The 23,973-nt window shown below is 41.6% G+C and carries 22 protein-coding genes; 6 read left to right on the top strand and 16 right to left on the bottom strand.

What is annotated here, in order from left to right; translation table 11 throughout:
• The first annotated feature begins 35 nt into the window (after nucleotides 1-35).
• The 6 genes from HZC45_05645 to HZC45_05620 all read left to right on the top strand — a co-directional run bounded on the left by HZC45_05645 (nucleotide 36) and on the right by HZC45_05620 (nucleotide 4,461).
• Nucleotides 36-1,055 carry an ATP-grasp domain-containing protein gene (locus tag HZC45_05645; protein MBI5682631.1) on the top strand — a complete coding sequence of 340 codons (1,020 nt, stop codon included), beginning with the start codon at nucleotides 36-38 and terminating at the stop codon, nucleotides 1,053-1,055.
• Nucleotides 1,039-1,434, top strand: a complete 396-nt coding sequence (locus tag HZC45_05640; GenBank protein ID MBI5682630.1) for a hypothetical protein — start codon at nucleotides 1,039-1,041, stop codon at nucleotides 1,432-1,434. The genes HZC45_05645 and HZC45_05640 overlap by 17 nt, the downstream gene beginning before the upstream one ends.
• Nucleotides 1,425-2,042 carry a methyltransferase domain-containing protein gene (locus HZC45_05635; GenBank protein ID MBI5682629.1) on the top strand — a complete coding sequence of 206 codons (618 nt, stop codon included), beginning with the start codon at nucleotides 1,425-1,427 and terminating at the stop codon, nucleotides 2,040-2,042. The genes HZC45_05640 and HZC45_05635 overlap by 10 nt, the downstream gene beginning before the upstream one ends.
• 29 nt (nucleotides 2,043-2,071) lie before the next feature.
• Nucleotides 2,072-2,539 (top strand): ribosomal protein S18-alanine N-acetyltransferase, encoded by a 468-nt coding sequence (rimI, locus tag HZC45_05630; GenBank protein ID MBI5682628.1) that lies wholly within the window; start codon nucleotides 2,072-2,074, stop codon nucleotides 2,537-2,539.
• A gap of 10 nt (nucleotides 2,540-2,549) precedes the next feature.
• On the top strand, nucleotides 2,550-3,386 hold the full coding sequence (locus HZC45_05625) for a dihydroorotate dehydrogenase electron transfer subunit (protein MBI5682627.1): 837 nt from the start codon (nucleotides 2,550-2,552) through the stop codon (nucleotides 3,384-3,386).
• 166 nt (nucleotides 3,387-3,552) lie between these two features.
• Nucleotides 3,553-4,461, top strand: a complete 909-nt coding sequence (locus HZC45_05620) for a dihydroorotate dehydrogenase (GenBank protein MBI5682626.1) — start codon at nucleotides 3,553-3,555, stop codon at nucleotides 4,459-4,461.
• A gap of 80 nt (nucleotides 4,462-4,541) precedes the next feature.
• On the opposite strand, the gene HZC45_05615 is transcribed toward HZC45_05620, so the two are convergent.
• From HZC45_05615 to HZC45_05540, 16 genes are all read right to left on the bottom strand, one after another.
• The gene (locus tag HZC45_05615) at nucleotides 4,542-5,126 is read right to left on the bottom strand and encodes a NapC/NirT family cytochrome c (protein ID MBI5682625.1); all 585 of its coding nucleotides are present in this window, start codon (nucleotides 5,124-5,126) and stop codon (nucleotides 4,542-4,544) included.
• 152 nt (nucleotides 5,127-5,278) lie between these two features.
• On the bottom strand, nucleotides 5,279-5,950 hold the full coding sequence (locus HZC45_05610) for a response regulator (GenBank protein ID MBI5682624.1): 672 nt from the start codon (nucleotides 5,948-5,950) through the stop codon (nucleotides 5,279-5,281).
• On the bottom strand, nucleotides 5,925-7,379 hold the full coding sequence (locus tag HZC45_05605; GenBank protein ID MBI5682623.1) for a hypothetical protein: 1,455 nt from the start codon (nucleotides 7,377-7,379) through the stop codon (nucleotides 5,925-5,927). The genes HZC45_05610 and HZC45_05605 overlap by 26 nt, the downstream gene beginning before the upstream one ends.
• Nucleotides 7,380-7,461: 82 nt before the next feature.
• Nucleotides 7,462-8,763: a hypothetical protein gene (locus HZC45_05600; GenBank protein MBI5682622.1), complete on the bottom strand. Its 1,302-nt coding sequence runs from the start codon at nucleotides 8,761-8,763 to the stop codon at nucleotides 7,462-7,464.
• A gap of 106 nt (nucleotides 8,764-8,869) precedes the next feature.
• Nucleotides 8,870-9,718, bottom strand: a complete 849-nt coding sequence (locus HZC45_05595; GenBank protein MBI5682621.1) for a slipin family protein — start codon at nucleotides 9,716-9,718, stop codon at nucleotides 8,870-8,872.
• A 216-nt stretch (nucleotides 9,719-9,934) separates the two neighbouring features.
• Nucleotides 9,935-11,080, bottom strand: a complete 1,146-nt coding sequence (gene nrfD / locus HZC45_05590; protein ID MBI5682620.1) for a polysulfide reductase NrfD — start codon at nucleotides 11,078-11,080, stop codon at nucleotides 9,935-9,937.
• A gap of 4 nt (nucleotides 11,081-11,084) precedes the next feature.
• Nucleotides 11,085-11,831 (bottom strand): 4Fe-4S dicluster domain-containing protein, encoded by a 747-nt coding sequence (locus HZC45_05585; protein ID MBI5682619.1) that lies wholly within the window; start codon nucleotides 11,829-11,831, stop codon nucleotides 11,085-11,087.
• Between the two features lie 37 nt (nucleotides 11,832-11,868).
• Nucleotides 11,869-14,382 carry a molybdopterin-dependent oxidoreductase gene (locus HZC45_05580; protein MBI5682618.1) on the bottom strand — a complete coding sequence of 838 codons (2,514 nt, stop codon included), beginning with the start codon at nucleotides 14,380-14,382 and terminating at the stop codon, nucleotides 11,869-11,871.
• 14 nt (nucleotides 14,383-14,396) lie between these two features.
• The gene (locus HZC45_05575; GenBank protein MBI5682617.1) at nucleotides 14,397-15,062 is read right to left on the bottom strand and encodes a NapC/NirT family cytochrome c; all 666 of its coding nucleotides are present in this window, start codon (nucleotides 15,060-15,062) and stop codon (nucleotides 14,397-14,399) included.
• A gap of 9 nt (nucleotides 15,063-15,071) precedes the next feature.
• Nucleotides 15,072-15,563, bottom strand: a complete 492-nt coding sequence (locus HZC45_05570; GenBank protein ID MBI5682616.1) for a hypothetical protein — start codon at nucleotides 15,561-15,563, stop codon at nucleotides 15,072-15,074.
• Between the two features lie 78 nt (nucleotides 15,564-15,641).
• Nucleotides 15,642-16,058 (bottom strand): winged helix-turn-helix transcriptional regulator, encoded by a 417-nt coding sequence (locus HZC45_05565; GenBank protein MBI5682615.1) that lies wholly within the window; start codon nucleotides 16,056-16,058, stop codon nucleotides 15,642-15,644.
• Nucleotides 16,059-16,453: 395 nt separating this feature from the next.
• Nucleotides 16,454-17,785, bottom strand: a complete 1,332-nt coding sequence (locus tag HZC45_05560; protein MBI5682614.1) for a sigma-54-dependent Fis family transcriptional regulator — start codon at nucleotides 17,783-17,785, stop codon at nucleotides 16,454-16,456.
• Nucleotides 17,760-19,676, bottom strand: a complete 1,917-nt coding sequence (locus HZC45_05555; protein MBI5682613.1) for a hypothetical protein — start codon at nucleotides 19,674-19,676, stop codon at nucleotides 17,760-17,762. The genes HZC45_05560 and HZC45_05555 overlap by 26 nt, the downstream gene beginning before the upstream one ends.
• 6 nt (nucleotides 19,677-19,682) lie before the next feature.
• A complete protein-coding gene (locus HZC45_05550) occupies nucleotides 19,683-21,020 on the bottom strand; it encodes a TldD/PmbA family protein (protein MBI5682612.1) in 1,338 nt (445 codons plus the stop codon).
• Between the two features lie 29 nt (nucleotides 21,021-21,049).
• Entirely contained in the window at nucleotides 21,050-23,698 is a 2,649-nt protein-coding gene (gene alaS / locus HZC45_05545; GenBank protein MBI5682611.1) for an alanine--tRNA ligase, read from the bottom strand.
• Nucleotides 23,679-23,973: RecX family transcriptional regulator (locus HZC45_05540; GenBank protein ID MBI5682610.1), on the bottom strand; the 295-nt coding region annotated here is incomplete at its 5' end. The genes alaS and HZC45_05540, both read right to left, overlap by 20 nt.

Below are 23,973 nucleotides of genomic sequence, written 5' to 3'. Positions count from 1 at the left end.
TTTTGAGATTTGACTTTTAATTTTTCTTTTTTTATATGATTCCCAAAAATATCTTTATAACCTACAATGATGATGCCCATATAAGGAAGGGTGAAATAGACGATATTGTTTCTGTTCAGGGTGTTATAGACACTGCAAGTTCTGTAAAAAAGGCAATTGAAGAAAACGGCATATCACCTGCCCTTGTTCCATTAAAAGATGACCCTCAAACATTTATAAACACATTACTGAAAGGAAGACCTGATATAATCTTCAATCTCTGTGAAGGGGCATTCGGCATGAGTTCAATGGAAATGAATGTCGCAGGGCTTTATGAAATCTTAAACTTCAGATATACAGGTTCAGGTCCGTTGACACTTGGCATCTGCCTTAATAAAGGCATGACAAAGGATATACTTTCCGCAAAAGGCATTCCTACATCCCGTTATGCTGTAGTAAGTGATGCGGGTTCTTTATCTTCTATAGATTTAGAGTTCCCTTTGATTGTAAAACCGCTTAAAGAAGATGCAGGACTTGGAGTGGATAATAACGCTGTAGTCCATAATATCAATGCCTTAAGAAAAAGGGTGGAATATGTGCGGGATATTTTCAGACAGCCTGCCATTATAGAAGAATACATTGACGGCAGGGAGTTCAATGTTTCGGTCATAGGCAATGAAAATCCACGGGCCCTGCCAATATCAGAGATAGATTTCTCAGGACTCCCTGCTGATATGCCAAGACTGGTTGGTTACGAGGCAAAGTGGGTTGCAACAAGTCTATTTTACGAGAAGACTGTCCCTGTATGCCCTGCAGATATATCAAGGGATTTGGAAGAAGGTATAAAGGCGGTGGCAGTAAATGCATATAAGTCGCTCCTTTGCCGTGATTATGCAAGGATTGATATAAGGATGGGGCTTGATAGTATACCGAAGGTGCTTGAGGTCAATCCAAATCCTGATGTATCCCCGGATGCCGGGCTTGCGAGGAGCGCAAAGGCGGCGGGGCTATCTTATAACGGTCTTATATGCGAGATAATAAACTATGCAGTAAACAGATATGGATATAAAGATTAGAAAGGTTTTAGAAAAGGATAGACAGGCAATAATCTCTATAATAAACAGGAATGACAATTTTACACAAGAAGAAAAAGACTGTGCCAGAGAACTTCTGGAGATTTATCTTACAAATCCCCTGCAGAAAGACTATGATTTCTTTTGTGCTGTTGATGAAGATGATAAGCCTGTTGGATATGTATGCTATGGCAGGGTTCCATTAACTGATGGGACATTGCTTTTTACAGAGACCTCATCAAAGCCTGATTATGCCAAAACAAGATTTTTTTATGAGAGAAACGGTTTTTTTGAAACAGCAAGATTGAAAGACTTTTATAGAAGCGGGGATGACAAGATAATATACTGCAAAAATATCATAGGGGATGAAGATTGGAATTAGAGACTATAAAAAAGATTTATGCCGGTTATTCAAGGACATACGATGCGATTTTTAAAAGATTCTTTTTCCAAAGGATAAAGCACGCCATCTCCAGCATGGATATAAGGGCAGGGGAAAAGGTGCTTGATGTTGGTGTGGGCACAGGTCTGTCTTTACCTTTATTTCCAAGATATTGCAGTGTGGCAGGTATTGACATCTCCTCTGCCATGCTAAAACAGGCAAGGGAAAAGGCAAGAAAACTTAACCTAAATCACATTAAACTCATTGAGATGGATGCAATGCACCTTGACTTTCCTGACAACACCTTTGATAAGGTTTTCATTTCTCATGTGGTGAGTGTGGTGCCAGACCCTTACATGACCATGTCTGAAGTAAAAAGGGTCTGCAAAAAGGGAGGGAGGATCGTTATTGTAAATCATTTCAGGAGTAATAATAAAGTGGTCGGCAGTGTTGTGAAGATGTTAAATCCTGTTACAAAGATGATTGGCTGGCGAACAGACCTGTCCCTTAATGAATTTATAGAAAATGCAAATCTTCATGTAGAAAAGAAATATAAACTAAAGAAAATAGACCTCTGGTATGTTATATTTGCCATGAATGATAAATAAACATGCCTCTAGATATAGTCATCCTGCCCATGTCCCCGCTTGATATTAACGAGGTCCTTAAAATAGAAGATGAGTCTTTTCCGAAACCATGGGCAGCATCCTTATTTGAGAAAGAACTCAAAAACCCATTTTCCCTTTCCTTTGTTGCAAGATTAAATAAAAAAGACAGTAGTAAACTTATTGGATATATAGTTATATGGCTTGTTGCAGAAGAGGCTCATATATTAAATATTGCTGTGCATCCTGACTACCGAAGAAAAGGCATAGGAAAAAGACTTATAAAGTTTATAATGGATTTTCTTTTAAATAAATCCACCCGTGCAGTTTATCTGGAGGTTAGAGATTCCAATACAGCAGCACAAAAACTTTACAGGGGTTTTGGTTTTAGGGAGATAGGCATCAGAAAGGGATACTATTCTGACAATAAAGAGGATGCAGTAGTAATGGGGTTTGAAATGAATATAACGCAAAACTTAAAACTCAAAAGTCAAAAGTAAGGTGTTTTTTATGATGAATGCAAGGGTATTATATAACAAGAATATTCTTCCATCCTATTACAGACTTGGACTTGAAACATACAGCAGGTTTGCTGATTGTATGCCGGGGCAGTTTGTTATGATAAGGGTAAGCATGCAACTAGACCCATTTTTGCGCAGACCTTTCGGGATATATAAAAGATTGGGGCAAGGGATAGAAATTCTTTATAAGGTGAAGGGGAAAGGCACAGGGATTATGGCAGGATTAAAAGAAGGTGACGAGGTTGATGTGCTGGGACCGCTCGGTAATTCATTTCCTTCGGTGGATGAATACAAGAAAATCGTTATGGTTGCAGGCGGGATAGGGATTGTGCCGTTTTACTTACTAGGGGCAAGGGGCAAGGGGCAAGGGGCAAGGCTTCAAGTTTTATTTGGGGGGAGAAATAAAAATGATTTGCCGGGATTATATGATTTTAAAAAACTTAAAATTGATTTAAAGATTTCTACTGATGATGGGAGCGCTGGAGGAAAAGGATTGGTTACAGAACTACTTAAAAAGGAACTCCGAACTTCAAACTCTGAACTCAAAACTGTAGTTTATGCCTGTGGTCCGAAGCCGATGCTCAAGGCAGTTGCAGAGATCGCAGAAAGAAAAGATGTCCCGTGCTATGTTTCCCTTGATAATGTAATGGCATGCGGTATAGGTGCATGTCTTGGGTGTGCTATAAAAACAAGGCAAAAGGCAAAAAGCAAAAGGCAAAAGGCAAACAACTCATCACTTATCACTCATCACTCGCCACTTTATAAGATGGTTTGTAAAGATGGTCCAGTATTTGATGCAAGGGAGATAGATTGGGAAAAGATATGAAACATTCATGTCTCAAGGAGACACAAAAGACAATGAAAATGTCATTCCCCGATTTAATCGGGGAATCCAGTTTTCTTTTGTTCTGGATTGTCCGATCAAGTCGGACAAGGACGTATTGGAGCATTTTCAGGTGAGAAAATTTCAAATTTCAAACATCAAATCTCAAATCTCAAAACCTGACCTGTCAGTCAACATTGCAGTCATAAAACTCAAAAACCCTGTGATGACAGCGTCAGGGACATTTGGATATGGCGAAGAATTCAGTCCGTATATAGACTTAAACAAACTCGGTGCTATTGTTGTCAAAGGGCTTTCATTAAAACCAAGACAAGGCAACCCCTCACCAAGAATTATTGAAACCCCTGCTGGCATGCTTAATGCAATTGGGCTTCAGAATGTTGGCATTGATATATTTATAAAAGAGAAACTTCCATTTTTAAGAAAATACGATGTGCCTGTTATTGTAAATATATTTGGTGAAAATATTGATGAATATGCGGGGGTGGCAAAGAGGCTTGATGATGTGGAAGGCATTGCAGGTATTGAAATCAACATATCCTGTCCGAATGTGAAAAAAGGCGGCATTATATTTGGAACAGATCCAAAAGAGGCTGGAAGGGTTGTAAAGGCTGTAAAAAAGGCAGCAAGACTCCCTGTGATTACAAAACTCTCTCCAAATGTTACTGATATTAAGATTATGGCAAAGGCAGTAGAAGATGCAGGCAGCGATGCCGTATCACTTATTAACACAATTACAGGTATGGCAATTGATGTAGAAAAGAGAAAACCAAAACTTGCAAATATTACAGGCGGACTGTCAGGACCTGCCATAAGGCCAATTGCAGTGAGGATGGTGTGGGAGGCTGCAAAGGTTGTAAAAATCCCGATTATAGGCATAGGCGGTATAATGACAGCGAATGATGCGCTTGAATTTATAATAGCAGGCGCATCCGCAGTTCAAGTCGGCACAGCAAACTTTATTGAACCTGACGCAGCAATAAAAATCATTGAAGGGATAAACGGATATTTAGTCAAATATAATGTGAGGTGTGTTAAGGATTTGATGGGAATCTGAGTGAGGTTACCCGCATACCCAAAATCCGATTTAGGATTTTGGGGCATACACCTTATACGCGGGTAATTCACAAGAATGGCTCAGAAAAGTCCTTCTAGTTCCCCTGAAACCTTTTCCTTTTCGGGCCATGGAACCTTCTGATGGACAAGGTTGTAATGGCAGTCTATGCAGGTCTTTTTCTGAGTCTTCATCTTCTCATGGGCATTCTGTCCCTGAATCTTTGTAGGCACCAATGCCTCTGCCTTATGACACCTTCTGCAATTACCACTATCACTCTTCAGGAACTTCTCTCTAACTATCTTTGCAAGCCTTGGCCTTTCCTTATCCCATGTCTCCTTTTCCCCTGTGTCTTTAGTGAGTTCAGCCCAGATATCCTTTACAGCAAACATCTTTGCCACAGCCAATGCCCCCACACCGTGAGGAACATGACAATCTGCACATTCTGCCCTTACCCCTGACGGGCTCTTATAGTGGACAGACTGCTTATACTCATTATAATTGTATCTCATTGAATGGCACTTGGCACAAAAACCAGTCTTGTTTGTAAAGATTAATACATTAAACCCACCATACGCAAATAGAATCAAGACCGCAACAATTGCAAGATACTTATAATACTTATACTTAAAGATTACCTTTAATACCCTTGACACCCTTTCATCCATTTTCTTTCCTCCCGATGAATTTATTTATAAACAAAATACCTTCTCCATGAAATATATTCCATAGAAAACTTATTTACAAATCCACGATGTTTTGTGAAGAATACTTAACAGGCAGGCTTCTGGGTTTAAAAAAAAAGGTAGATTGATATGGTTTAAGATGCTGATGAGGTTGAAATGTAGTCTTCTAAAATCTTAAGGCAGTCTACTATCTTTTCACCTTCTTTTGTAAGTGTATATAATTTTTTAAATCTTTTATTGTCCTGCTCAATGAGACCAGAATCCTTAAGCATCTTCAGATGAAAGACCACCTTTGTATGGTCCTCTATGCCGAGTTTTCTAGTGATATCCATAAAACGCATACCTGTTCTTAAGCAGAGCAATCGTATAACCTTCCTCCTTATAGGATTGGACAAAGATGCCAGGGTATGGTCAAAGTCTAACTCTTTTATGCCGTCCTCAAACTTAGCCTCTTCAAGCACCCGCCTTATGGTGATAAGGAATTCATCAATCTTAAAGGGCTTGGATATATAGTCGCTTGCCCCTTTTTTTATAGCATCTACTGCGTTTTCAACTGTTGCAAATGCTGTAATCATGATTATTCTTGTATTTGGGCTAATCCTTCTAAGTTCTTTAAGGACATCAATGCCGCTCATCTTTGGCATCATTAAATCAAGAAGCACAATATCAAAGCCTTCATAGGCTGCCTTCTCTATCGCCATCTTACCAGAGGCTGCCTCATCTACATAGTATCCTTCCTCTTTCAGTATGTCAGAGAGGTTTGCCATTAGTTCGGCATCATCATCTACTATGAGTATCTTTTTCATAATCATTCATTACAGGAAGTCCAATGGTTACTGTTGTTCCTTTTCCAGCATTGTTGGTTATTTCTATAGTGCCGTTATGTTGATTGATTATACCATAACAGATTGAAAGTCCAAGTCCTGTCCCCGCACCAATATCTTTTGTCGTAAAAAATGGGTCAAATGCCTTTGATATGTATTCTTTAGAAATCCCGATGCCTGTATCAGATATATCTGCCTTAACACAGCCACTGTCATTTGAGGTAGTAATAAAAATGTCCCCTCTCTCGTCAGGCATTGCCTCAATAGAGTTGTTCAAGAGATTTATAAACACCTGTTCCAGTTTCACAGGGTCGCCCATTACATCATAAACATCTGACATGTTGAGATGGACTTTTATATTCCTTAATTTATATCTTATGAGTGTGAGAGCGCCTTCTATTGCATTATTGATGTCTAATGGGATAAATTCCGTCTCTCTTGTTCTGGAGAACTGCAATATCTCCTTTGCAATCGTAGATGCCCTGTCTATATTCCTTTCAACTGCCTCAATCCTTTGCAAGTGGTGTGCTGAAATACTGTTTTTTAGGCGGCTTCTCATAATCTGCATATTCAGAGACGCATTTGTAAGCGGGGTATTTATCTCATGGGCAACGCCGGCTGCAAGCCGTCCGAGTGAAGCCAGTTTTTCAGACTGGGCAAGACGCTGCAGCCTATGTTCTAAATCCCTCCTCGTTTCTATATCAAAGATATTAAGCGCCTTTACAATAAAACAGGTAATCAAAACAGCTGATATGCCGCGCATAACCTCTACAGGAACAGGCAGATAAAATGACACTGAATGGGGTGGAATCATTGCTGTAAAAATGCTGTAAAATATAAAGGTAGTGCCTGCATAAAAGAAGTTTTTTGAAACATGAAGGCTTAAGTTCTTAACATTATACGAGTATGCTATCAAACCATAAGCAGTTACAATGCCGCCAACAATACCAAACGAAACCCTTGCTAAAGTATCTGCCTTTTTAAAGAACAGGGTATCTGCAATAAGTCCATGATTCCACAGGTATATAATCCAGCCAAGAAAAAAAATTGTGGCAACTATCTTTACTGCCTTCAGGTAATTATCATTAATGAAGTGTATAAGTGTAATGCCAAACTGCAGAAGCAAGAAAAAAGAGAATGCTGCAACAAACACAGTTATTAACTTTATCCATAAAATCTCCTGCACTGATAAGTATTTGCCCTGTAAAAGAATGTAGAGTTCGAGCCATTCGTGGATTCCGTGTGAAAATCCAAACCCAGCCAGAAGCCACAGACTTTTAGCAAGTATCAGCCTGCTTTCCTTCATGTCTTTAGTAACAATAGATATGCCTAAAAAGAGGAAGGCAAGACCATAAAACAGATAAATTATCCACAGTGGGAAGAGGTTTGCAAACAGGCTAATATCAGACATGAAAGACACCTTCCATTTTAAGGGTAGAGTGCCTGTTCCCCCACACCAAGGTTTTTGGTGTGGGGGGAAAGGGAAAATCCACTTACTTTATCTTCATTACATTTATATCTGCCTTCGGGTCGTCAAAGCCAAGGGTCTTCTCAAATGATATGTGATGGAATCGGGTGGTTACAGCGTCATCGTGAACAGCAAACCCAACTGTGTATTTTTTGCCGGGTTCAAATACCTTGTCATCTGCATTGCCTGTATTCAACTTCCTTTTGAGGACTACTGTATACATTCCGTCCTTCCATCCGCCTTCAGCCTTAACATCTGTCTGGCTGCCTTTGGGCTCTGCCTGAAGGAACCATCCGGGAATACTATCTCCCTTGGCTGGCTTATATTTTGATGCATCATATGGGATAGAATTCGCTGTTGTAAGGTAGTAGTCTTTTACCTTTAACCTGTCGTCAAATTTGTAGGCATAATATCCAGTCTTTGATTTGTCAAACATAAGCGCCGGCATGCCGTCTTTTACTTCCTGTTTTGAGAAGATTTTACCTTCGTCAAACCATCTCCAATCCAGCACATTGCTGTCATCTGCAAGCCCTACTGGATTTGACCTGTGCGGTCTCCACTGCCAGAGGTCAAGGAATGTCCCTGATGCCTGAAGCGCCTTGAGTTCATCCGCTGATTTAACATCCTTCCAAGTCCCGCCCTTTACCCTGGTCTGCGGGATATACTTCCTTATGTCATCCTTCTTCTTATTTGCGTCTCCAAAATATGGGTGCGCCTTTACCTCATCCTTCTTTGCTTCTTTAGGCATATCCCTCATGCTCTCATGACAGATTATGAAACAGCCATACTTTTCAAAGCCTGCTGTCTTGCCGTCATCTATCATCATTGCCACCCTGTTCTCATATATGGCAGGTTTCTTTCCTTCCCTGACATCTTTGTTAGACCTTGGACCGCCTTGTATCCACTTTTCCCCATCATACACAAATGACTGGTGGAATCTTCCATCTTCTTTAGCAGCCCACTGAAATCTGACATAGATGTTTTCAACGTCGTATGCCGCCTGAACCTTTAATGCCTTATATCCATCTTTACCGCTTATAGGGGCAGGCTCATTTGGTCCGCCTTTTACTATCTTATTGCCTATCTCTTTCTCAGACCCCTTATGGCAGCTGTAACATGTCTCTCCCTGCCTAACGCCCTTTGCGCCATCTTTGTGGGTTTCATCATTTATCTGCCATTCCCAGCCTGTTACACCCGGATAAAAGAGGCTAACCTCTTTTGCAGGCACCTTGCCCCAGTCCACATCCTTTGCTGTCGTAATCCCTGCCCCCCAGATAGCGATGACAGCAGCCATTACCATTGAGAGTGTTATTTTATACCAGAACATACTTTCTACCTCCTTTTAAAAAATAATGTTACAGATTGAAAATCCTTCTCTTGCCAATTAAAACCCCTCACCACCTCCTTTCTGATAACTTGGCTTAACATCTAATCTATGCCTCGCCTGTTTTAGGTTTTGCGCCAAATTCCTTTGCCATAGTAGTTATCCCTGCTATTGCTCCGAGGTTCATGGTATCAATTGCAGTAGACGGCACAAGCACTATTGTGGATTGTCCCCCCTTAAGACCCTCATAAAGCATATTCATTGCCCTCAAATGAAGGGCTGTTGGGTTATTTATATAAGTATTTGAGGCTGCTTCAAAACTTTGTGCAATCTGCCGTTCAGAATCTCCAAGTATAATCCTTGCCTGTCTTTCCCTCTCTGCCTGTGCCTGCATTGACATTGCATCCTGCAGCGCTTGTGGTATTATCACATCCCTGATTTCAACAGCCTGAACCTCAGTTCCCCACGGGTTAATGCGGTCATGAATGAGCGCCTTCAAGTCCGCATCTATTTTTTCCCTGCCCACAAGGATATCTGACAGCAAGGACTTGCCTATAATGTCCCTTAGTGCTGTCTGTGCTGCCCAGTGAACTGCTAATGCATAATCCTCAACATCCAACGCCGCCCTTTCAGGGTCAATAACACGCCAGAAGAGAACCGCATCCACATTAACAGGGACATTATCTTTTGTAAGTGTCTGTTCAGCCTGAAATACAGCAGTGAAGACCCTCAAATCAATCCAGTATGGTATAGTGTCAATGACAGGGATGATGAAGAATATACCCGGTCCCTTTGTCCTATTGTACTTACCAAGTCTTAAGATAACAGTCCTTTCCCACTGGGACGCAACCTTTACAGCGGAGGCAAAGAAAAAGGCAATAATCAAAGATGCCATAATCCAAAAACCACCTTTACCTTTCCCAAAGCCTGCTGCAACAATGCCTGCCCCGAAAATCATAAAGAAGACAGCCACAGAAACAAGGTTGGTGTGAATTATCTTCTTTGGCGCCCCTGCCCACCTCTGATTCACAGTAGAACCATCAATTTCTTTTAACTCACCATTACTCATTTTAGACCTCCTTTAGTTTCAGCATATTGTTTATTTTTTTGCTTGCCTGTCCTACCGGTTGTGCTTCGTTTTTCATATTACATCTCCATAAATTTAAAGATAAGTTCATCGTGGAGCTTTACCTAGGTCAAAGATCTTTTCACCCAGGGCATAGAGAAAAAATACAATTGAAAAGGCTAATATTACTATCCCCCACTCCACGAGAGACGGAGAGTAGTGCAAGATGTCAGGCTTCCATGTGTCGAATATCGGATATATCTGCCCTCCTTTTACAAAGGAATAACGGCTAAGGAACAGGCCGATAATGACGAGGATTGATGCCAGAAACTGGACACCTACTAGACCCCTCCAGCGGGAAAGCATGAGCAGAAAAGGAACCACAAGCCCTAACCAGAACTCTGCCTGAAATAAAAGGCTGCTCACCTTCAGGTAAAAGACCTCAAAGCCCGCACCGCCTCTAAAACTAATCCACAGCCCTGTAATGGTACTCCATACTGTAAAGAGTAGGACAATCCCTGTGACAAGACCTAACAGCTTTGGCAGGCTGCCTTGCACCAGGTTCCGCACCCCCCCCGGCATTTCCGCTCTTAAAGATATAAAGCTGAAATAGGTAAGGTGTGTAAAGAAGATGGCAAAGGCTAATCCGCTCAAGAATGCAGTGGCAAGGAAGTATATGGGCATGAAGTTGCTGTACCAGACAGGGCGGGATGCCATCATTCCAAAGACACTTCCCAGTGTTGAGTGTGCCACAATAACCGTTATGAGTGCCGTAATCCCCATATAACGGCTCTGTAAGCTGTTCCAGTCTTCGGCTTCTATCATTACAAACTTGATAGCCAGAAATACCACATAGAGTGAATAAAAGAGCCCCATCCACCACATGGGTGAGGTCAGGTTAGAGGTGAGGATGAACCCTACAATCATGCGCTCAGGCCGCCCAATCTCTAATCCTAATGATATGAAACCTCCAATCAGGGTAACAACAGCAAGGAATACGCATCTCTTTGCGATAACGTAATACTCCTTGATTCCAAAGACCATCGCCAGAGAGGCAACAAAGGTCAATCCTGTAGAGGTCAAGATAAAGAATGCATAAGTGGCGACAGGTACCCCCCACGCCACCCTGCTGCTGGTATTGAAGATGGCGTGGCCTTCTGTGAAGATGGCGAACACCGTTACTGCACCAAGGAGTAACCCCAGGGAAGAAAACCCTAATATGTAGTTCAACTGGACATTTTTCGAGGTTTTCATGGTTTCAATCCTTTCTTTGCCTTATTGTCCCTATCTTCTTTCTATCATCAGGCACCCCGCCAACATTTGTAAGATAATAAACCTGTGGTCTATTGCCAAGATAGTCCTTAAGACGGAAACCAGGCCTTTCAACCATCTTTTTTCTTATCTTACTATCGGGGTCGTCTATGTCTCCAAAGTGTCGTGCACTGGAAGGACATCCTACAACACATGCAGGGGTAAATTCTCTGTCTTCAACGGGGTTGCGGTCAGGGGTATGAGAAATCTTGTCTAACCTATGCGCACAGAATGTACACTTGGTAACCACTCCCTTTGGCGGCACACCAACACCCCTCCTTGCATCCTGCTCTATCTCTAACATTTGATACGGTGGGTCCCATAACTTGTTTCTCCTCCCCTCATATGTGTCTTTAAGGTCTGGTTTTACCTTTGCCTTCTCATCAGGGAAGTATCTTGCACCATAGGGACATGCCATTATGCAGTACCTGCAGCCAATACACTTGTTCCAGTCAATGAGCACAAGACCATCTGTCCTCTTATATGTTGCCGAGACAGGGCATACAGCAAGACATGACGGTTTTTCACAGTGCATGCACGGCCGTGGATACCATGCAAGCCTCATGCTTGGGTATTCTCCTTCCACAAAGAAGTTAACCAGATTCCAGTCTTCTCCTGGCAGGTTTGTATTCTCCATCTTGCAGACCACAGAGCATGTCTGACACCCTGTACATTTTTCAAGGTCTATTGCCATTCCCCATCTCATAATCTATCTACCTCCATAATGATTTTTAAATCTTGGTTACATTCACCTTGATTGAGTAACCGCAGGCAGTTCCTGAGATAGGGTCGGAGAGGTTTTCAACTATTTCGTTGCTGTTTCCTGCCTCCCTGCCCTTTGCCCATCTTCCATGCGCCCAATGTCCGTTTTCATATGGCAGAATCAAGACATCAGGCTGACAGCCTTCATAGTATTTGGCTACTGCATCAATACTTCCCATGGCTGAAGATACCCTTATCCTGTCGCTATTGTTTATTCCAAGACGGCGGGCAGTCTTTGGATTTATCTCAAGATGGGTCTTATCCCCCCCGGCGGTATAGGGTTGATGAAATTCTATATTCCAGGGGATATTTGCACCACGTCCTTCGGCATGGAATGCCATCTTTGGTGTAATTAAATGCAGTTTACCACCGCCTGTATACCTGGGAGATACCCACTGGGGATACCCTGCCATCTCAGGAGGTATGCCAAGCTCTTTATTGATATACTGGTCGTAGCCTTCCAGATACCTTGATTTGAGCTCAAACCTTCCTGAAGGGGTCTTCAAAAGTTTTTGCCTTACATCATTAGGTGACATGGGTTTTCTATAGTCTGTTCCATCCCATTCATAGAACTCCCCATCAATCTGTCTCCAAAGGTATGGTCTCTTATACCAGACTCCCTTTTCTACCCAGTCTTCAAAGCCCTTTACACCATTGTCTCCATGGTTATCCTCAAAGCCTTTTGCCATGTGCTGCAATATATTCACTGAGTCCTTCAGTTCATGGTAATACTCACCCATCTTTCCCCCCATACGCTTGCCTATCTCTATCAGGACATCACCGTAGTACCTTGTGTTATAGAGGGGTTTCACAGCGGGGACCCTGATATTTGTCGTTGGAAAACCATATGTGGGAAAGATTGGGGTGTCCTGATACCTCTCCAGATATGTATGGTCGGGGATTACTATATCGGCATACACGGCGGTCTCGCTGGGGAAGGGCGAGGTTTCTATTACAAAGATGTCCTTCAATGCATCTTCCCATTTCTTACAATTAAGGGCAGAGAAGATGGGGTTTGTCTGATAGAAGATGACTGTATCTAGTTTATATGGGTTGCCTGCAAGGTGATTCCCTGCCACCTCCTGCATCATGGTCTCTGCCATAGGCCACTCTGGCGAACTTGCCTTATCTATCCTTATTATTTCACCTGAGCTAACCCTTTTGGCAGTTGCTTTTGCATAGTCGTCCATATAATTATTAAAATCAACAGGCAAAGGTCCGTAAGGCGGCTCCATCTGATACATGATGCCCCCTTTTGCAAACAAACTCCCTGTGAGTGCGTTTAAGGCATGGATTGCCATACCATTATAGACACCATTCGTATAAGAGATGGGACCCCTTCCCATGAGCACTATAGCATGGGGTGCGGCTACTGCCAGTTCCCTGGCAATCACCTCCATCTCATTGGTAGATACACCTGTTAATCCTGATGCCCACTTAGGTGTTGTGGTTTTGACTACATTATTCCACCAGTTGATGAGACCGAGGGTCCACCTCTCATTAAAGTCTTTCGGGCCTAAGTCTTCGCCAGTCTTGAATCTATTAATACCGTCAGTAAAATTACCCACGAATCTTTTATTCCACAGACCCTCTGTAAGGATTACATGTGCTATCCCTAATGCCATTGCCCCGTCTGTCCCGGGCTTTATAAGTACAGACCTATCTGAACCAACTAGGGTTGTAGAGGTCCTTACATCTATAGATGTAACCTTTGTTATGGGAAACTTATCACTGAAGATCCCCCATCTCTGCAAAAAATAGTTTAATGGCCTGAATGACTCAAGAAGACCTGCCCCAAAGTTTAGTAGATAGTTGCAGTTGTCATAGTCATACGCATTGTAAGAATTGTTACCATCTGTTGCAAGGTGGGCACGTTTTGAACCCTCATCACCCAGGGAGCCGTTCCTTATGGCAACATTGGGAGAACCGTAGAGCCTTCCAAAGTCTCCATGGAGACCAGCGCAGGACTCTCCCCAACCCCTCCCGGATAGAAGGGCAAGCCTATGGGATTCCCCTTTATCCCTTAGACTCTTAAGCCTTGAGGCAATGGTATCCAGTGCCTCCTCCCATGTTATCTCAACAAAATCAGGGTCCTCATCTCTGCCCTTCTTTGGGTTTGTCCTCTTCATAGGCGCTTTGAATCTGTCAGGGTCATAGAGTATCTGCATCCCAAAGTATCCTTTTGCGCACAACTTCCCGTTAGAGATAGGATGTTCAGGACTGCCTAATATCCTGTAGACCCTCCCTTCTGAGACATATACATCTATCCCGCATCTTCCAGGACACTGATGGCAGACATTTTTAACTATCTTTGTGGCAGCAAATTTCCTGCTTTCTGCAAAGGATTCAGAACCTCCGAACTTCCCCCTTGTAACAAGGGTGCCCGTGGTGTTGGCTACACCAATTGCACCAATTAGCTTTAAAAACCTCCTCCTTGTCAGTGAGAGAGTGCCTGTTGCTGGCTTCTTAACATCGTTGTTCATCTTGTATAATCCTCCTAAAAAAGTCCTTCTAGTTCTTTAGCAGCTTTTTCCTTCTCAGACCATGGGAACTTCCTGTGAACGATGTTGTAGTGGCAGTCTATACAAGTCTTCTTCTGGGTCTTCATCTTCTCATGGGCATTCTGCCCTTGAATCTTTTCAGGTTTAATAACCTTATCCAGATGACACCTCCTGCAAGGGTTGCTGTCACTCTCTACTAATTTCTCCCGCTCCTCCTTTGCATATTTGAGCCTCAGCTCAAATCTCTTCTCCCCTAAGAGGGGGTCATACTTATTGAGCAGGGGATGGCTTCTTCCTCCGGGAAGGAACTTAAGATATATAAATTCTGAGACTGAGTGCACAGCACCATGACAGCTTGTGCACCCTGGACGCAAGGGTATGGAAGAGTTGTAATGGGATGATTCTACAAACTCTTGATAGGAGTCCCTATGGCAATTGACACAGCCAACCTCTAAACCATTATTGATTGCTGGTGTGTAGGGTACTGGCATGTACTGGTCTAAAAGGGGTATCTCGTGACAAATAACACATATCTTGATATTCTTGATACTGTCTTTATGACCTAGGGCATAATAATGAACACTAATAAAGACGACCACAGTGGCAAATAGTGCCAGATAAATTATATAATCACCTTCTTTCTTTCCTCTTTTCACAGCCATATAGATAGATTAACTCCCTTCTGTTGCTAATTTATAACTGAACTCCTTTGTTAACGACCCTCCATCCCTTTTGAATTTAATGATAAACCTGTATTCCCCTTCGTTGGCTAACCCCAATAGGTCTTTATAGTAAACAATACCCCTTCCACCTAATACCTCATGTTTAAGTTTTTTCCTCTCAATTTCAGCGCCATCTGGCGCCTTTACGACAAACTCCACATCATCAATCATTAAAAGCTTTCCACTATTGACATCTCTAAATGTGAGAAGGATATAATGAGTAATGGGGTTTTTAGCAAGAGCAACACCTTCTCCAACAGACTTAAGGTATTCCTTAAATCTTGGGTGGTCTTTGCCAACAATGCTGATGCTTATGAGGGTGTCATCCTTTTTAGCTGAATAGGCACTACTTGGAAACATAGAGATAGAATCTTCTAATAAAAGAAATCCTCCAAATAAGATTATTGCAAGGGCTATTATTAGGTATGTTACTTTTCTCACAACATTTTCTCCTTATGTGTCAGGATTTAATTCAAGATGAATATTTCCAGATGGGATTAGATGTTTTTATATTCATCCTTAGAATATGTCCTTAGAGGTGTTTGTTATATTTTGATAAGATAAGACATTGAGAGAAGCGGGGGGATAACTTTTATCTAATGACATATAATTCCTCTTTTTTTGAAGAAGCCTATCTGCATCATATTTTAATTCTTCTACATCCTCTCTTATTTTTTTTAGACACGGTAAATGAAGATAAAATCCGAGGTTTGAACATAAGGAATAATACACCTGCACGCCTTCTCTTCTTGATTCCGCAACCCCTTTTGTCCTAAGATATGACAGATGCCTTGAGACAGTTGATTGTCTTAGTCCAAGTATATTCACAATGCTTGAAACACAAAGTTTTCCTTCCTGAAGAATGTTCACTATCCTAATCCTTGTCTCATCTGAAAGCGCCTTGTATATATCAGTTATCTCTCTTATCTCTCTCATATAATCTCCATGATATAAATCTGCCTGTGCATTACACACAGGCAGATTTTAGGAGGTAAAAAGGGGGTAAAACTATGGCAAAAATATCAAGCAATATGTCCCCTTTTATAACAATCTATCGTTATAAAAGCATCTTTCATGCCAAATATTACATATCTTTACTTCTTCAAAAAACCTTTGTAATAATAATTAGTTGCGAGTTTAAAGGGATAAACACCTATTTAGGCTGGAATCGTAGGCTTGTCATAAAATTATGACTTACAGGCAGGATATGGACTGGGAATGAAGGGTAATAATTGATAATTACAAGGGAAATCGGTAGTGTCAATAAAATATGACATGGTGTAATGAAATTATAACAGATAGGTAATGGGTTTAAGATAGAAACAGGGCAATCACTTTATACCGTATTTTTTTAATTTGCAATAAAGGTTCTGCCGTTTTATACCGCTCTGCCTTGCTGCATTGGATATATTGCCGATGTTATTTTCAAGGACATCCTTTATATACCTTTTATCAAAAAGTTCCTTTGCTTGTTTGTAAGAGAGTATCGTTTGTGTCCCTGCCTTTGCCTCTGCGCCTTGTTTTACGGTCAGATATTGGAGGATGTCTGTAGAGGTTATCTTCCCTGCCGGCATCATCGTTACAATCCGTTCAATCAGATTTTCAAGTTCCCTTACATTGCCCTTCCACTGCGCATTTTCAAGGGTAGAGATGGCTTCAGGGGTAAATGGCCCCACACCCCTTCCGAGTTTCTGATTGAACCGCTCTAAAAAGTGGGTTGCAAGGAATGGTATATCCTCTATTCTTTCACGAAGCGGAGGTATGCGCACAGGGATAACGTTGATGCGGTAATACAGGTCTTCTCTGAAATTGCCTTTTTCTACCTCTTGCTGCAGATTCTTATTGGTTGCTGTAATCAGACGAAAGTCAGTCTTGATTTTTGTCGTATCACCAAGTCGGGAGAAATCTTTTTCCTGTATAACCCTTAGAATGCTTGCCTGAAACTTTGGACTTGTCTCAGTAATCTCATCAAGAAATAGTGTCCCTTCATCAGATTCTTCAAAATAACCCCTTGTTGTTTTCAATGCCCCTGTAAATGCCCCTTTCTGAAAACCAAAGAGTATGCCCTCCAAAAGGGTCTCGGGTATTGCTCCGCAGTCAACAGCAATAAACTTTTTGTCTTTTCTTAAACTCTGCTGATGAATGGTTCGGGCTAAAAGTTCCTTGCCTGTCCCGCTTTCACCAAACAAAAGTATGGTTGAATCAGTTGGTGCAACCTTCATCACAACATCAAGAATGCCTTTCATTATTTTGCTTTTGCCGATAATCCCATTAAAAGAAAAGGTCTCCCTCATCTGTTTTTTTAGATACCCGATTTCATTTAACAGTTCCCTCTCTTTGAATGCCTTATCCGCAATTACACTGATTTCATCCGGGTCATTGAATGGTTTGGTCAGATAGTGATATGCCCCTAATTTCATTGCCTCTACAGCCTCTTCAATTGTTCCGTAACCTGTCATCATTACCACCACTACATCAGGGTCAAGGGTTTTTACCTTTTTAAGAACCTCAAGCCCGCTCATCCCCGGCATCCTCTGGTCAAGGAGGATAATGTCAACAAGATTATTCTTAAAGATGTCAATCGCCTCTTCACCGCTTCTGGCTGATAAAAGATTTGCACCTGTCTTCCTAAGAATTTTAATTAAAAGACTTGAGAAGGGCAATGGTAAATGTAGCGCCAACCCCTTCTTTGCTTTCTACCATTATTTTACCCCTGTGCCTGTTAACTATATCCTGAACCACAGAAAGCCCAAGACCTATTCCATCATCATCTGTTTTTGTTGTAAAGAATGGCGAGAAGACCTTAGAAATGTTTTCTTTCTTTATTCCGCTCCCTGTATCAGAGATGCCTATCTCAATCCACTCATCATCTCCTTTAGAATTCCCAAAAGATGTAGTAATCATAAGTCTCCCGCCTCCGGGCATAGATTGACGGGCATTATTTATAATGTTAAAAACTGCCTGTCTCATGAGGGTTGCATCCAGCATAATATGAGGAAGTTTTTCAGCATACCTTTTTTCAACGGCAATCTTTTTAAGGCTAAACTGCCTTTCTATTAATGACAGCGCCTCATCTATAAGCGGGTTGATTTCTGTAGGGGTTAACGCAAATTTTGACTGCCTTGAAAAAGCAAGCAGTCTTTGGATTATTTCCTTGCATTCTATACCAGCCTTTTTAATGGTTTCAATCGTTTCCCTCAGCGGGTGGTCTTCTTTAATATCCATCAATGCAACTTGGGCAAAATTGACTACTCCTACAAGAGGGTTATTGATTTGATGTGCGATTTCACCCATAAGTTCCCCAATAGCAGATAGTTTTTCCATTTGGATGACCTGTTTTGTTTTCTCCTCTACCATGTCCTCAAGCCGTTCTTTAAATATCTTTACCTCTCTGTAAAGCAGAGATTTTGCTATTACAGTCCCTATCTGATGTCCAATGGTTGAAAAGAGTTCATAACTCTCCAGAGGGAGTTCACAACCGCAGCCGCCCGGACACATAACTTCCATGACACCTAATACCTTATCCATAGACTTAAGCGGTATGGTTGCGCATGTATCCATGTCCTTAACTGTATGTATAATATTATGAAGTCCCGGGTGTTCTGAAAGTCTTGCCCCCATTATAGGGTCTCCGCCCTTGATTACCTTTTCGTAACTGCTGTTGGTAACTTTGATATTGCTAAAACCCTTGACGACCTTATCCGGCAGTCCTTTATGAACAGCCAGCACAAGTTCATCAGTTTCTTCATTAAAGATAAGTATCCAGCCTGACTTTAGTTTTAACACCTCAAGGGTTGTATACAAAGCGTCTTTCAAAAGGACATCAAGTTCAATGGTGCGGCTCAAGACAGCAGCAATCCTGTTAAATGCAGACAGTTCCCTATTCAGTCTTATAATACCTTCACTCATTGTTTTTTCTGCCTTATGCGCCCTGTAAAAGACTCCGAAGAGGGAAAGATAAAGAAGCAGCCCACCTGTTATGGAAACAACCCAGATTGCTGTCATGCCTGTCTTTATATCTCCCAAAAGGGCAGTAGATGTCTTGTATGTGCTTACAATACCCGCTGCATTAGTGTTGTTTTCAAAGAAGATGGGGACATACACCTCCATAATGTTATGCGCATATCCCTTAAGATAGGCATGGTCAGGTCTGCGAGCAGGCTCAAGAGTGACTATAGGTTTGCCATTTATAGCCTGTTGAAGCTCTTCATTTTCCAAAAATCTTCTGCCAACAAATTCATACTTGTCAGACCACAGAATTGTCCCTTCTTTATTATAAACCTTAACACTTAATATCTCAGGCATCTTTGCAATATCCTGAAATACTGTAGCAAACTTATCTTGCTGCAACTCATTGGAAGGATAAGAGAAGTCTTGAGAGGTTAGCCGTTCTCGGGCATGTGCCTGCACAAAATCTGTTGTGATTCTTAATTCTCTGGACAGTATAATCTTTTTAAAATAATGAGATACAATAAAACCTATGGAGATAGTAAGGAAGGCAATAAATAAAAAACTTAAGATAGAAAACTTGTATAATGGATTGGTTCTTAACATCAAGTATTACCCTGCCCCGCTTATATCCATTTCATAAAGGAGAAGGCTTGGCGCTCCCATGCCCCCGAAAAACCTTATATCATTCCCCACCTGTTCAACCCTTGAAAATAAATCCATCAAATTCCCTGCTATTGCTGCGCCCCTTACAGGATAGGAAACAGATCCGTTTTCAATATAAAAACCAGTTGCACCTAGAGAGAAGTCTCCTGATATGGTGTTGACAGTATGAGCACCTAGAAGCCCTGTAATAAAAATGCCGTTTCCCGCCTCTTTTATAAGGGCATCCAGTGTGCTGCCGCCATTTTCTATATAAACATTTGAGATGCCGACACTGGGGACAGACTTAAAACCCCCTCTTGAACTATTCCCTGTTGACTCAACCCCAGCCCTATTTGCCCAATATGTGTCATAAAGATAATCTTCAAGGACGCCTTTTGCTGCAAGAACGGTCTTTTGCCTTGGTATACCCTCGCCATCAAAAGAGGATGAAGCCCAGCCTTTATGGAGTATACCATTGTCAATGATGGTTATGCAGTCTGAAAATATCTTTTTGCCTTTCTTGCCCTTTAGCATGGATTTCCCTTTGTGCAGGTTATCTGCCAGAAACGAAGGTGCAAGACATTCAAGAAATTCAACAACTGTAGAGTTTTCAAGCACAACAGGGCATTTAATGCTTTTTATCTCCTTTGCACCGAGCATAGAAACCGCCCGTTTCGCAGCACCTTTTCCGACCTTTGCTGCATCAATATCATCTGCAAAATGGGAAAAATCCATTTCCCATCCCATCTGTGCATCACTATTTTCTTCTGCCATTGCCATTATACTGGCTGATATAAAGGTCTTCGTGTCTGTAATCTTTACACCTTTGGAATTAAGGAGGCAGGATTCAAGGGTTGTTTCGCCATATACGGCATTTCTTACCCTTTTTATCCTTTTGTCAAAAGACATTGCTGCCTTTTCCAAGAAAATGGCCCTTTCTATCTTTCTGCTTTCAGGTGTGTCTTTGACTGACTTATCATAGAGTCCAAGGTCTTTAGATTCCATTTCAGTTGGTAAAGGCAAGGCATAAAATTCATCACTGGCAACAGCCGTTCCTGAACTAATCGCATTTTCAACTATGTTAGCAATGGCATGAGCAGATAAATCTGTAGTGAATGAAAAGCCGAGCCTTTTGTCTTTTAATGTCCTTATTCCTATTCCTTTATTGCAGGATGCCTTCATTGATTCAACAGCACCATCCTTTGCCTCTATGCTGATGCCGTTCTGCTTGGAATAGAATATCTCCCATTCATCTGCCTTGCCTGTTAGCATACCGCATAATCTTTCTATAATTTGTCTTTCCATATTTATTATTCAGGCTTGATAATCCAGCATCAAGCCCCTACATTAGACTTGACTATTTCATACACCCTTTCCAGCGCCTCGTTAAGTTTTTCAGGGTTACTGCCGCCGCCCTGGGCGATGTCAGGTCTTCCGCCGCCCTTGCCGCCGATTATCGGCGTAATCTCTTTAATAATATCTCCTGCATTAAACCTGTTTGTTAAATCCTTTGTCATAGCAACAAGTATCGTTGCCCTGCCGTCATTCTCGCCTCCAATTGCAACGATTCCTGAACCGAGTTTCTGCCTTATTCTGTCTGCGATTTCCTTTAACTCATCTGTCTTTTCAACTGCAACCCTGCTTGCGAATACTTTTATATTGCTAATAGTCTTAACCTTATCAAGCATCTCATCAGCAGTAATTTCGCCTTTAGCCTTCAGCCTTTCCATGTCTTTTTCAATCTGTTTCTGGGTCTGGATGAGTTTGTTGATTCTGTCAATTAATTCCTTTGATGTAGTCTTTAAAACAGATGCTGCCTCTGCAATAATATCTTCCTGCGCATGTATACATCTCTCCGCCTCTTCACCTGTAACTGCCTCTATCCTTCTTATACCTGCTGCAATTGATGATTCGCTTATAATCTTAAAAAGTCCGATTTCACCTGTATTTCTAACATGGATGCCTCCGCAGAGTTCCTTGCTGAAATCACCTGCGCTAACAAGTCTTACAACATCTCCATACTTCTCTCCAAAAAACGCTGTGGCGCCCTTTTCTATTGCCTCATTGTAAGGGATGCTTTCTGTTGATACAGGCATGTTTTCACGAATCATCCTGTTCACTTGAGATTCAATCTGCCTTAATTCGTCTCTAGTCAATCCTGAAAAATGGTTGAAATCAAATCTTAATCTGATTGGTGTTACAAGCGAACCTGCCTGTCGGACATGCCCTCCAAGTGTCTTTCTCAAGACTGTGTGCAGAATGTGTGTTGCAGAATGATTCATGCTTACAGACTTCCTTACATTTATATCAGGAAGGAGTTCCACATCATCCCCTGTCCTTAGTTCACCTTCTTTTATAATTGCATAATGCACTATTATGTCAGGCAGAGGTTTTTTTGTATCTATAACCTCAACGGTCAAACCATTAGCAATTAACCTGCCTATGTCCCCAACTTGTCCGCCTGATTCACCATAAAACGGGGTCTCAGCAGTAATAATTTCAACCTTGTCATCCTGTCCTGCCTGTTCAACTATTTCACCACTTTTTATAATGCAAATAACCTTTGAAGATGCAGCATCTATATTATATCCAACAAATCTTGATGAAACACCTTTGGATAAAAGTTTCTTATAAAGTTCAGATGTCTTTTCCTCACCTGAACCCTTCCATGCCTCCCTAGCCTTGAGCCTCTGCTCCTCCATTGCCATATTAAAACCATGTTCATCAACTGAAAATCCATCTTCTTTAAGTATATTCACTGTCAGGTCAAACGGAAAGCCGTAGGTATCATAGAGTTTAAATGCGACATCGCCAGATAGAGTTTTCTTATTATTATGTTTTAGTGCGGAAATTTCATGCTCAAGGATGTTTAAGCCGTTTTCAAGGGTTTGCAGAAATCTCTCTTCTTCTACGACTATTGCCCTTGCAACAGTCTCCTCTGCCTTGTCCAACTCAGGATATGCAGACCTCATAATATCTATTACAGTCCCTGCTGTTTTATAAAGAAAGGGCTCTCTTAAGCCAAGTAGTTTACCATGCCTGCACGCCCTCCTTATCACCCTTCTTAACACATATCCCCTTCCCTCGTTACTCGGCATAATGCCGTCAGTAATTAAAAATGCCGCTGCCCTTGAATGGTCTGCAATTACCCTCATTGAAACATTGTGCTTTTCGTTTTTGCCGTATGTCTTGCCGCAGAGTTCTTCTGCTGTTTTGATTATTGGCATAAACAGGTCTGTGTCATAGTTGCTCTTTTTCCCCTGCATCACTGCTGAAAGCCTTTCAAGTCCCATGCCTGTATCAATGCTCGGTTTTGGCAGAGGGGTAAGTTTGCCTTTAACATCCCTGTTGTATTGCATGAACACAAGATTCCAGATTTCAAGAAACCTGTCGCAGTCGCAGCCAACTGCGCATGTAGGTCTGCCGCATCCGACATCTTTCCCTTGGTCTATTAGAATCTCTGAACATGGCCCGCAAGGACCCGAATCACCCATTGCCCAGAAGTTGTCCTTTTCACCAAGCCTTACAATACGGTCTTTTGATATGCCTGTTTCATTTTCCCATAGAGCAAATGCCTCATCATCTTCCTTAAACACAGTAACCCATAACCTGTTTTTAGCAAGGCATGCCTCTTTAATAATAAAATTCCACGCGAACCTGATTGCCTCTTTTTTGAAATAATCGCCAAATGAAAAATTGCCAAGCATCTCAAAAAATGTATGATGCCTTGCAGTCCTTCCTACATTCTCAAGGTCATTGTGTTTTCCCCCTGCCCTCATGCATCTTTGACTTGATGCAGCCCTTTTATATGAACGGGTTTCCTCGCCCAAAAACACGCTTTTGAAAGGCACCATGCCTGCATTTGTAAATAAAAGTGTTGGGTCCCCCTTTGGCACAAGGGAGGAACTTTCAACAATGGTGTGCCCATTTTTCTTAAAATACTCAAGAAAGAGTTTTCTGATTTCAGATGCTGTTGTCAAAATCCTCTCCTGTTTGTTTGTAGTATTTATTTAATGTCTGGTTTATAAGGGACGGCTGAAAACCCCTTGATATAAGGTGCCTGAACGCCTTTGGTTTTTCTTTTTCCTGACCCTTGTCTCTTGACCCATGCCCCTGTCTTTTAAGCCATTTCTCAAATGCCTTTTTTATTGTCTCTTCTTCGCTTATTTCATGCTCCACCTCTTCAAGTGCGGTGTTCGCTGTATCCTTTGCAATACCCTTTTCTATGAGTCCGTTTATTATCCTGTTTCTACCCCAA

The organism is Deltaproteobacteria bacterium, assembly GCA_016223005.1.
In the GTDB taxonomy this organism is placed as follows: Bacteria; Desulfobacterota; GWC2-55-46; order UBA9637; family GWC2-42-11; genus JACRPW01.
This window is presented reverse-complemented; position numbering and strand designations above follow the sequence as displayed.

What these genes read in the sequence shown, in the direction of transcription:
- HZC45_05645 (MBI5682631.1), top strand. Translation starts at nt 36, where the DNA reads ATGATTCCCAAAAATATCTTTATAACCTACAATGATGATGCCCATATA.
- HZC45_05640 (MBI5682630.1), top strand. Translation starts at nt 1,039, where the DNA reads ATGGATATAAAGATTAGAAAGGTTTTAGAAAAGGATAGACAGGCAATA.
- rimI (MBI5682628.1), top strand. Translation starts at nt 2,072, where the DNA reads ATGTCCCCGCTTGATATTAACGAGGTCCTTAAAATAGAAGATGAGTCT.
- HZC45_05625 (MBI5682627.1), top strand. Translation starts at nt 2,550, where the DNA reads ATGATGAATGCAAGGGTATTATATAACAAGAATATTCTTCCATCCTAT.
- HZC45_05615 (MBI5682625.1), bottom strand. Translation starts at nt 5,126, where the DNA reads ATGGATGAAAGGGTGTCAAGGGTATTAAAGGTAATCTTTAAGTATAAG.
- HZC45_05610 (MBI5682624.1), bottom strand. Translation starts at nt 5,950, where the DNA reads ATGAAAAAGATACTCATAGTAGATGATGATGCCGAACTAATGGCAAAC.
- HZC45_05605 (MBI5682623.1), bottom strand. Translation starts at nt 7,379, where the DNA reads ATGTCTGATATTAGCCTGTTTGCAAACCTCTTCCCACTGTGGATAATT.
- HZC45_05600 (MBI5682622.1), bottom strand. Translation starts at nt 8,763, where the DNA reads ATGTTCTGGTATAAAATAACACTCTCAATGGTAATGGCTGCTGTCATC.
- HZC45_05595 (MBI5682621.1), bottom strand. Translation starts at nt 9,718, where the DNA reads ATGATTTTCGGGGCAGGCATTGTTGCAGCAGGCTTTGGGAAAGGTAAA.
- nrfD (MBI5682620.1), bottom strand. Translation starts at nt 11,080, where the DNA reads ATGAAAACCTCGAAAAATGTCCAGTTGAACTACATATTAGGGTTTTCT.
- HZC45_05585 (MBI5682619.1), bottom strand. Translation starts at nt 11,831, where the DNA reads ATGGCAATAGACCTTGAAAAATGTACAGGGTGTCAGACATGCTCTGTG.
- HZC45_05580 (MBI5682618.1), bottom strand. Translation starts at nt 14,382, where the DNA reads ATGAACAACGATGTTAAGAAGCCAGCAACAGGCACTCTCTCACTGACA.
- HZC45_05575 (MBI5682617.1), bottom strand. Translation starts at nt 15,062, where the DNA reads ATGGCTGTGAAAAGAGGAAAGAAAGAAGGTGATTATATAATTTATCTG.
- HZC45_05565 (MBI5682615.1), bottom strand. Translation starts at nt 16,058, where the DNA reads ATGAGAGAGATAAGAGAGATAACTGATATATACAAGGCGCTTTCAGAT.
- HZC45_05555 (MBI5682613.1), bottom strand. Translation starts at nt 19,676, where the DNA reads ATGTTAAGAACCAATCCATTATACAAGTTTTCTATCTTAAGTTTTTTA.
- HZC45_05550 (MBI5682612.1), bottom strand. Translation starts at nt 21,020, where the DNA reads ATGGAAAGACAAATTATAGAAAGATTATGCGGTATGCTAACAGGCAAG.